The following is a 9,118-nucleotide window of genomic DNA, read 5'->3' as shown; positions in this document are numbered from 1 at the left end:
GTTAAGCCCATTGGCCTGGAAGTTGTTATGGCTAAAGACGGAAAAAAGCCAACCGCCCGAACAAGTCCCCAGTGTGCATTGGGCTTATCTAAGATTAGGAAAACTCGCGGGCTGGAATGACAGCAAACGAAGCGGAATTGTAGGCTGGGAAAGGTTATGGCAAGGATGGTTTAAACTGCAAACCATCCTTGAAGGTTACCAGCTAGCCTTGTCTCTTGAGCAAAAGATGTGATCAAGAGACAGGCCAGAGCGAGGTTTATGAACAGCGTTAGTATCTTAGCGAGATTAAGGTTTAGTACACTTATGGTTTGGTGCACTGGGTTGGCGAACCCATGCCTTTCCACAGGGTCCTACCATCAGTGAGTGACAGGGGCACAAAGGTCAAACCTTGGCTCATATTGGCGGGTGGCAAGTCGGTTTCTAACTCATACATGCCCATGGGGATAGCCCCTGATGTGGCATCGGCGGCAGTTTGCGAGGCCGCAAGGCTTGAGTAGTGTAGGCCTAACATATCGAAATGGCTGCGCCAATCTTTGCCTGTGAGTTTACTCAAAGACACCAGCATAAAGTCGTTGCCCGGAATATCTTTCACCGTTTTGCCACCGTAGACACTATTGCCTTCAAACGAAAATTGGCCAAAGCCCAGTTTGCTACGATTCGCTTCCCAATCACTGGCGTTATTCGCATATTTACCGAAAATACGACTGTGTTGATACAGCAAGGTAAAGAGATTAAAGCCATTGTTCAGAGTGGTGCCGTCACTGAGCGTCATGCCGTGAGCCTTAAGCGCCATTTGGATGTAAAACGCCATGCGATAACCGTTATGCACAGCATAAGCATTGCTGGCCCAAGGCGCAGTGTATCTGTCTTCACCAGCATCGAGCACCTTACAATTAGCGCCAAACACTAGGCGTTTACCACTGGTGTCTGTTGTACCTGCGGCATCGGACATAAACACATAAAAGAGATCCTTGTGGTTCATGTGACCATCGGTCACTGTGCCTGTATTGCCGTCGCGCAGATAATGGGTTTTCCACTTCACCACATAGGGGAAGATATTGTTGGAGTTTTCCCCTGCGCGGCTGCCATAACCTGCCCAGTTGTCATGATCACTTACCGCAGCATATTGCACATTGAGACGGTTAGTTTGCAGATTGTGGCCTAACTCATGGTTATCACCCCAACCCGTTGGGTCGATATTCCATGCTGCGTCCCAAGGGTTACCGCTACAACCTCCACCGCACTGGGCATTTTGGTCATAATTCGCGTGTTGAATGATAGTGCGGGTATGCAGACTATTATCGATACAGTCGCCGCCAAACAGTCCTTTGCAGGCCGCTAGTACATCGGCAGGTAAGGATTCACTTAAGCTCTTGCCTTGGATCTTAAGCCCCGCAAGGGTGTAAACGCTGTTGATATGGTCATCGACAATACTTTTGAGTAGCGCGTTTACATCGGGTACATCCCCGCCGATGGCGTTTAAAAAGCGGTCGCGACGCAGATGCTGCTCGGCACCATCGGTACGTAAGTCCACATGGGGTAATTCGGTATTTTGGATGCGATCGTTAAAGGCTGCTATTTCTGCAGGGTTTGAAAAATCCATAATGGTCGGATGTTTAGCCACATGCTCAGCGTTGACTTCGACACTTAACGCGCCGCCATCAGCACTCGAAGTATCACCACTGATATACAGATAAATAGGCCCGCCGTAGGGGGAAGAAAATTCGAGACTTTGTCCTTGAGCTAAGCGCAGGCGTTGCTGCGCCAACTCTAATGGGCCGCGGTAGATTTTCTGCTCATAGGCACGGTTGGTATTGCGTCTGTGGTAGTTGAGTTTGATCTCCACATTCGCAGCGCTGCTATCGAGACGAGTGAGTTTAATGGTTTGTCCTGGCAGCGCATACCAGCCTGTGGTCGTCCATTGGCCTGCATAGGGCACGCTAATGGTTTTATGTTCTGTGACAGTCGCAGGATAAGTGTAGTGCGCATTGCTGCCCTTGCTGAGGTTAGCTCTGTCGGTAACATATTCACCTAAATCTGGCTGGGCTAAGTTATGGCTACGGGCATAGCTGACGGTCCAATCGGCAAACAGGGCCTGCTGCCACAGGGCGTATTCGCTGTAGGCTATGGGGTAGTCAATCTCGCTGCGATACTTATCGGCGAGCAGCAGTCCGGCCTTCATCAAGGGGAAGTCTGCTTTGGTAAACACATCGATAGCATGGTTATCTAAGGTTTCAGCATTGGCTCGATACCAATCGGCACCCGCCTTGAATGAGTCAACAAAGGCGGCAGCATTACAGCTCAAGTAATTACCGCCGCAGTCGTTGAGTACTGAGGTGTCGAAGCGGCCTTCGTTAAGCTTACCGAGCAAATTATTCACTTTGGCCAGGGCGGTGTCTTCGACCAAAATATCGGTCACACTGAGGTTATTGGCATTGAGTTTTGACCAGTAATTGCCAGAGGTAGAAAGCCCCATCTCAAGGTAAAGTGGCGACAGTATTGGGCTTTCATTACGCCAGTAGTTAGAGAGCAACAAGGGAATTCCTGCCGCTTTGGCCTTGGCGATCGCGGCTTTTATGCCTGCAAAACCGAGTGACTGACGGTCTAAGTCACTAATGATAATCAGATCCGGTTTCAGTGTGTTGATACAGTTGCTTAACTCGCTGTAGTCACAGGTATTTGCTGTATTAATGCTATGGGCTGCGGGGTAGTTGTTTGTAAGCCAAGTGCGGATCCCTTCATTATGGGGAAAGTACCAACTGTCAGCCTTGCTCGGCATTTGGGCGGTCACTATGCTGAGGCCGTCTTTTTTATCGGCACCTTTGGTCAGCCAGCCTAAAAGATTTTTCAATAAAGTATCAGTTTGCGCCGAAGTGTTGACGGAAAACAGATTTCCTCCCATGGCCGCATATCTTTGCCCCTGTTGCTCGCCCGCCATCACTAACCCACGAACGGCGCTTTCCCCACTGCCATCGACATTTGATGGCAAGACAGTAAAAGTGTTCTCCGGCATAAAGCTCGAAAAGGTAATTGAGTCATGGGTTGGATGCCAAGAGATGCTGCTACCGACACCTTGATATAGCTGATTTATCTGGGCTTTACGTTTGATGTCGATATTAGCGAGTTCGGCGATGCTGAAATCAATTAACTCACTCGCATTGGCAAGCCTGTGGTCTTGGTGCTTAATGGCATTTTCGGCATTACTGATAAATGTCGGCGTGATAGTGCAATCGGCCGTCATGGCCGCAGTGGTGTAAGTCAGCACATTGAGTGTGCCACCACAGCCAGTAATGCCCTCAAGTGTAAAGCCGGTATCGGCTGTAATGCTAAAAATAGCGCTTTTGCCAGACTCCACTTTTTGGCTGCTTGGACTCAGTGCGCCACCTATTACCGATAGGCTGCTGGCGGTGTATTGCACCAGCGCGGGAGGTTGGACTGGCGGCTGAGTGGGTGTTGTCGTGCCAGTATCTTCTGAGCCGCCACCGCATCCGCTAAGCAGTATGGCAATGTAGGCATAAAGTAGTCTAATCCTCATGGGAGTCCTTGAACCTTGTGTATTTAACATTTGGTTGACATTGTATCTTGTTGCTCCTGTTTTCAATAGAATTAATTATATAATTTTATTGAAAATCATGATGTTATATTTGACGCTTGTCAAAAAACAGGCACAAAAAAACCGGCTTCTTGCCGGTTTTTTAATAGAGATATTAATTAATCTTGCTGTTCACGTGCGATTGCGCGATAACCAATATCGGTACGGAAATACACATCATCCCAGTGAATTTCATCAACCAATTTATAGGCGGCTTTTTGCGCTTCGGTGACTGTGTTACCCAGTGCCGTCGCACACAATACGCGACCGCCGTTGGTAACGACGTGGCCGTTTTTCATCTCAGTGCCCGCATGGAACACTTTGCCATTGTTATCGCCAAGGCTGAGACCGTCAATCACATCAAATTTGCGATACTCATCTGGGTAACCGCCAGCGGCCAATACCACGCCCACGGCTGCGCGCTCGTCGTATTCAGCTGTCACTTTATCTAACTCGCCACGGGTGGCGGCTAAACAAAGTTCCACTAAGTCAGACTTTAAACGCATCATAATCGGCTGAGTTTCTGGATCGCCGAAGCGGCAGTTGTACTCGAGTACTTTGGCGCTGCCATCGGGCGATATCATCAAACCCGCATACAGGAAGCCTGTGTAGATATTGCCTTCTGCCGCCATACCATCAACCGTTGGGCGAATGACGTTCGCCACAGTCCAATCGTGTACCGCTTGAGTCACCACAGGTGCTGGCGAGTAAGCGCCCATGCCGCCCGTGTTTGGGCCGTAATCGCCGTTATCACGGGCTTTATGATCTTGGCTGGTGGCCATTGGCAGAATGTTTTTACCATCGACCATCACGATAAAGCTGGCTTCTTCGCCCTTGAGAAACTCTTCAATCACTACGCGCGAACCCGCCTCGCCAAACTTGTTACCGGCGAGCATGTCATCAATTGCGGCATCGGCTTCGGCTTGGTTTTGGGCGATGATCACGCCTTTGCCCGCGGCTAAACCGTCAGCTTTGATGACCACTGGATAACCTGTTGTGGCCGTTAATTCACGCACGAAAGCTTTGGCATCGCTGATTTCAGTGCAGTTTTTATAACCCGCCGTAGGAATATTGTGGCGGGCTAAAAAGTCTTTAGTGAAGGCTTTTGAACCTTCGAGTTGGGCTGCGGCCTTAGTTGGGCCAAAAATCGCTAAACCTGCGGCGTTGAAGGCATCGACGACACCGATAACGAGTGGTGCTTCTGGGCCGACTATGGTCAGTTCAATCTTATTGGTTTTCGCAAAATCGAGCAGAGCAGGGATGTCGGTGGCGCTGATCGCCAGATTTTCAACATTAGGTTCTAGGGCTGTGCCCGCATTGCCGGGTGCTACATAAACGGTATCAACTTGAGCCGATTGAGCGGCTTTCCAAGCTAGGGCATGTTCGCGGCCGCCACCACCAATGATTAACACTTTCATGGTTAAAACTCCCACACATCGCAAAGGAAAAGGCCCTAATCGCTAGGGCCAAGTTTGATTTAAGTTGTTATCAATGACGGAAGTGGCGCATGCCTGTCATCACCATGGCCATGCCGTGCTCGTCTGCAGCAGCGATGATTTCAGCATCGCGCATTGAGCCGCCCGGTTGGATGATACAGCTAATGCCCGCAGCCGCTGCGGCATCGATACCGTCACGGAAGGGGAAGAAAGCATCGGACGCCATCACAGAGTTCACCACTTCTAAGCCTTCATCTGCGGCCTTGATGCCGGCGATTTTAGCGCTGTAAACGCGGCTCATTTGGCCTGCGCCGACACCGATAGTCATGCCGTCTTTGGCATAAACGATGGCGTTAGATTTAACGAATTTCGCCACTTTCCAGCAGAACATTAAGTCTTTCAGTTCGCTTGCAGTAGGTTGACGTTTAGAAACCACTTTGATGTCTTCTAAACCGACCATGCCTTGGTCACGATCTTGCACTAACAAGCCGCCGTTAACACGTTTGTAGTCTAAGGTTTGGGTCTTAGTGTTCCACTGACCACATTCCAATAAACGCACGTTGGTCTTCTTGGCAACCACATCGCGCGCCGCTTGGCTAACGCTTGGGGCGATAATCACTTCAACGAATTGACGCTCAACGATCGCACTCGCCGTCGCCGCATCTAATTCGCCGTTGAAGGCGATAATGCCACCGAAGGCTGAGGTTGGGTCAGTTTGATAAGCGCGGTTATAGGCATCGAGTAAGTCTTTACCTAATGCCACACCACAGGGGTTAGCGTGTTTAACGATAACACAGGCGGGTTCCAAGAATTCTTTTACGCACTCAAGGGCGGCATCGGTATCGGCAATGTTGTTGTAAGACAAGGCTTTGCCTTGCAACTGAATCGCGGTAGCCACAGAAGCTTCATCAATTTTAGTGTCAACATAGAAAGCCGCTGCTTGATGGCTGTTTTCGCCATAGCGTAAGTCTTGTTTCTTCACTAATTGGGTGTTGAACGTGCGTGGGAACTTAGAATCAGCAAAGCATTCGTCCGTGCTGTGTGCAGGAACCATAGTACCGAAGTAGTTGGCGATCATGCCATCGTAACCCGCAGTGTGCTCAAAGGCTGCAATCGCTAAGTCGAAACGCGTCGCATGGGTCGTGCTGCCATTGTTAGCCGTCATTTCTGCCAGTACGCGTGAGTAATCGGCCGCATTAACGACTATGGTAACGTCTTTGTGGTTTTTTGCCGCCGCGCGCACCATAGTTGGGCCGCCAATATCGATATTTTCGATAGCGTCTTCTAAGGTACAACCAGCTTTAGCCACAGTTTCAGCGAAGGGATAAAGGTTAACCGCAACTAGATCGATGGCATTGATATTGTTATCGGCCATCACGCTTTCATCAAGACCGCGGCGCGCCAAAATGCCGCCGTGCACTTTAGGGTGCAGCGTCTTAACGCGACCGTCCATGATCTCAGGGTGTCCTGTGTAATCAGATACTTCGATAACAGGCACGCCGTTATCCGCTAACAAGCGAGCGGTGCCGCCAGTTGATAACAATTCTACACCTTGGGCGTGAAGTGCTTTGGCGAACTCGAGAATTCCGGTTTTATCTGAAACGCTTAACAGCGCGCGACGAATGGGTCTGGCATTATTTGCAGCAGTCATTTGGGTACAGGGTCCAGTTATTTTAGTTTCAAGGATCTTTCGGAAAACAGAACAGCCTTAACGCTGTACTGCTTTCCAAAAGTCCCTTGGTCCTATTTTTACTTTATTAGCTAACTTTTTATCCCTTCGTCACAGCGCGCGTATTCTAGCGTAAAACTCGATTTACGGGTGTTTTTTCTGCGTGATTTCACAATATTCATATCAGAACAAAGCGGCATTGCCGTGTTGGCTTTCAGTAAAGTTAAAATTACCTCTTGACCTTGGAGTAGGCTCCAAGGTTTATACTTGCATTATTGAGTTGTATGCTGGAAATGATCCCTGAGTTGTGGGCTATTTCGCAAAGGATGAAGACATGTATCGTATTGGTGAATTGGCGGATTTATGTGAGGTGAAAGCCGACACGTTAAGATTCTACGAGAAGCACGGCCTACTCGCGCCGTCGAGCCGTACTGAGTCTGGCTATCGAGTATATACCGAGGCCGATGCTGCGCGATTACGCTTTATTTTACGGGCGAAAGCTGTGGGTTTTACCCTCAATGAAATCAGTGAATTGCTGTCAATTGAACTCGATAAATCTAACCGAGTCTGTGCCGATGTAAAAGGCATGGTTGATTGTAAATTGGCTCAAGTACAGGCCAAAATTGCTGAGCTGAATCATTTTCAAGCGAGTTTACAAAGCTTGTCTGATGCTTGCTGTGGTGGGCCACGTAGCGCCGAACATTGCTCTATTTTAGAGGCGTTGGAGTCCAGCACTGAGCGGGTACGCGTTGAGCATCACTCTCATAATGTAAATCAGTACCAAGCGCACCAGAATCATCACGGCAAAGCCATTTATGAAGAGTCAGGGAATTAATTATGTTACTGAAGAATTTTATTGATCTGTTTTTAGACTCGGCGCCTTGGCTGTTACTAGGCCTGATTTTAGCTGGGCTATTAAAAGTATTCGTGCCAATGGCGTGGATGCAAAAGCAGCTCGGTGGTCACGGTTTTAAAACCGTAGTGAAAGCGGCGCTGCTTGGCGCACCTTTACCTTTGTGTTCTTGTGGCGTTATTCCCGCAGCCGTTGGGCTGCGTCGTTCTGGTGCATCTAAAGCAGCCACCACCTCCTTTTTAGTCTCAACCCCTGAAACGGGCGTCGATTCCATCGCCGTTTCCTACGTGTTACTCGGCCCCTTTATGGCGATCGTCAGACCGATTGCAGCTATTACCAGTGCGATAGTGGCGGGCTTACTCGTTGGTCGCGATGATGACGATGGCAAGTCAGTGGTTAAGGTAGATACTCAATCAGATAAGCCATTAGAGGGTGAGGCGTCAGTGGCGTCTTGCTGTGCCTCAAAATCAGTGGCTCAGCCAGAGATGGTAAAAGCCGAAGCGGTTAAAAGCTGCTGCTCATCGACTACGCCTACGATAACGCCCGTAAAGTCTTCCTGCTGTGGTAATGAAGGTGTTGATGCACCTGCAGCCGAGCCAAAGCCGAAGATCAAAATGACGCCTATGGCGGCGCCGAGCTTAATGGCGGGTCCTTCAAGTGTTATGGCTGTTGGCGGTCAAACCATGGGATCTGTTCAAACTATGGGTTCTGTGGTTAAGGTTAACGCTGTTAAAGTAGAAAGCGTGGGGTCATGTTGTGGCAGTCAAACCACAGAGCCTGAAAAAATAGTGGTGGTGAAAAAAGGCGCTTGCTGTGGTGGCAGTGCTAAGGATGCTAAGCAGGTGAGTGCTAACACTGCAGGCGATAGCTGCTGTGCGTCTACTCAAGATATGGCGACTGAATTTAAGTCGCAATCGGTACTCAGTCGTATCGGAATTGGCCTTAAATATGCGGCAACGGATTTAGTGCGTGATACTACGCTGTGGCTGCTGGTGGGCTTATTTTTCGCAGCTCTGGTACAAACCTATGTGCCGGCTGACTTTTTGGCTAAATGGGGCGATGGCATTCTGGCTATGCTAGTGATGGTGCTCGTTTCTGTGCCTATGTATATTTGCGCGACCGCATCGACACCGATTGCCGCTGGATTATTACTGGCGGGAGTGTCACCGGGTGCTGTACTCGTGTTTATGATGGCAGGTCCGGCAACCAATATCGCGACTTTAGGCATAGTGGCTAAAGAGCTAGGTAAACGTGCGCTGTGGGGCTATCTTGGCGGTGTGATTGGCGTGGCCTTAGTGGCCGGTATGTTGGTCAATTATCTGGTTAATACCTTTGGTTTTGTAGTGATGCCACAAATTGGTGAAGAGCACCAAATGTTACCCCAATGGTTAGTGGCAACCTCTGGCATAGTGCTGGCGTTACTCATGGCAAAAGTGGTTTTTGAGAAGATCCCAAGAAGCTGGGTTCGCCGCAACGATTGCTGTTCTTAGTCTATTCATATTCCGCTAAGCAGTATCAAACAAATAAACATCCCAGTGTTGTTGCTAACACTGGGATTTTTTATGGGA

General features: G+C 49.3%; 5 protein-coding genes and 1 pseudogene. 3 read left to right on the top strand and 3 right to left on the bottom strand.

From position 1 onward, the window contains the following. Positions 1-232: pseudogene (locus L5L98_RS21160) on the top strand (IS4 family transposase); the annotation flags it as partial. A 69-nt stretch (positions 233-301) separates the two neighbouring features. Here the strand turns inward: L5L98_RS21160 and L5L98_RS21155 are convergent. The 3 genes from L5L98_RS21155 to purH form a co-directional block, all read right to left on the bottom strand. After that, positions 302-3,535 carry an ImpA family metalloprotease gene (locus tag L5L98_RS21155; RefSeq protein WP_263143361.1) on the bottom strand — a complete coding sequence of 1,078 codons (3,234 nt, stop codon included), beginning with the start codon at positions 3,533-3,535 and terminating at the stop codon, positions 302-304. Positions 3,536-3,711: 176 nt separating this feature from the next. Then, positions 3,712-5,010: a phosphoribosylamine--glycine ligase gene (gene purD, locus L5L98_RS21150; protein WP_198572017.1), complete on the bottom strand. Its 1,299-nt coding sequence runs from the start codon at positions 5,008-5,010 to the stop codon at positions 3,712-3,714. 70 nt (positions 5,011-5,080) lie between these two features. Continuing rightward, entirely contained in the window at positions 5,081-6,679 is a 1,599-nt protein-coding gene (gene purH / locus L5L98_RS21145) for a bifunctional phosphoribosylaminoimidazolecarboxamide formyltransferase/IMP cyclohydrolase (protein ID WP_012090362.1), read from the bottom strand. A 352-nt stretch (positions 6,680-7,031) separates the two neighbouring features. On the opposite strand from purH, the gene zntR reads away from it, so the two are divergent. Both zntR and L5L98_RS21135 read left to right on the top strand, forming a co-directional pair. Further along, positions 7,032-7,532 carry a Zn(2+)-responsive transcriptional regulator gene (gene zntR / locus L5L98_RS21140; RefSeq protein ID WP_131524203.1) on the top strand — a complete coding sequence of 167 codons (501 nt, stop codon included), beginning with the start codon at positions 7,032-7,034 and terminating at the stop codon, positions 7,530-7,532. A 2-nt stretch (positions 7,533-7,534) separates the two neighbouring features. Beyond that, complete coding sequence (locus tag L5L98_RS21135; protein WP_263143357.1) at positions 7,535-9,040, top strand: SO_0444 family Cu/Zn efflux transporter; 1,506 nt, start codon at positions 7,535-7,537, stop codon at positions 9,038-9,040. Positions 9,041-9,118: the final 78 nt, after the last annotated feature.

It is taken from the genome of Shewanella sp. SM23, assembly GCF_025654295.1.
GTDB classification, from domain to species: Bacteria; Pseudomonadota; Gammaproteobacteria; order Enterobacterales; family Shewanellaceae; genus Shewanella; species Shewanella oncorhynchi.
Note: the sequence above shows the minus strand (reverse complement) of the source record. Positions and strands in the feature narration are given on the sequence as shown.

What these genes read in the sequence shown, in the direction of transcription:
- L5L98_RS21155 (WP_263143361.1), bottom strand. Translation starts at nt 3,535, where the DNA reads ATGAGGATTAGACTACTTTATGCCTACATTGCCATACTGCTTAGCGGA.
- purD (WP_198572017.1), bottom strand. Translation starts at nt 5,010, where the DNA reads ATGAAAGTGTTAATCATTGGTGGTGGCGGCCGCGAACATGCCCTAGCT.
- L5L98_RS21135 (WP_263143357.1), top strand. Translation starts at nt 7,535, where the DNA reads ATGTTACTGAAGAATTTTATTGATCTGTTTTTAGACTCGGCGCCTTGG.
- purH (WP_012090362.1), bottom strand. Translation starts at nt 6,679, where the DNA reads ATGACTGCTGCAAATAATGCCAGACCCATTCGTCGCGCGCTGTTAAGC.
- zntR (WP_131524203.1), top strand. Translation starts at nt 7,032, where the DNA reads ATGTATCGTATTGGTGAATTGGCGGATTTATGTGAGGTGAAAGCCGAC.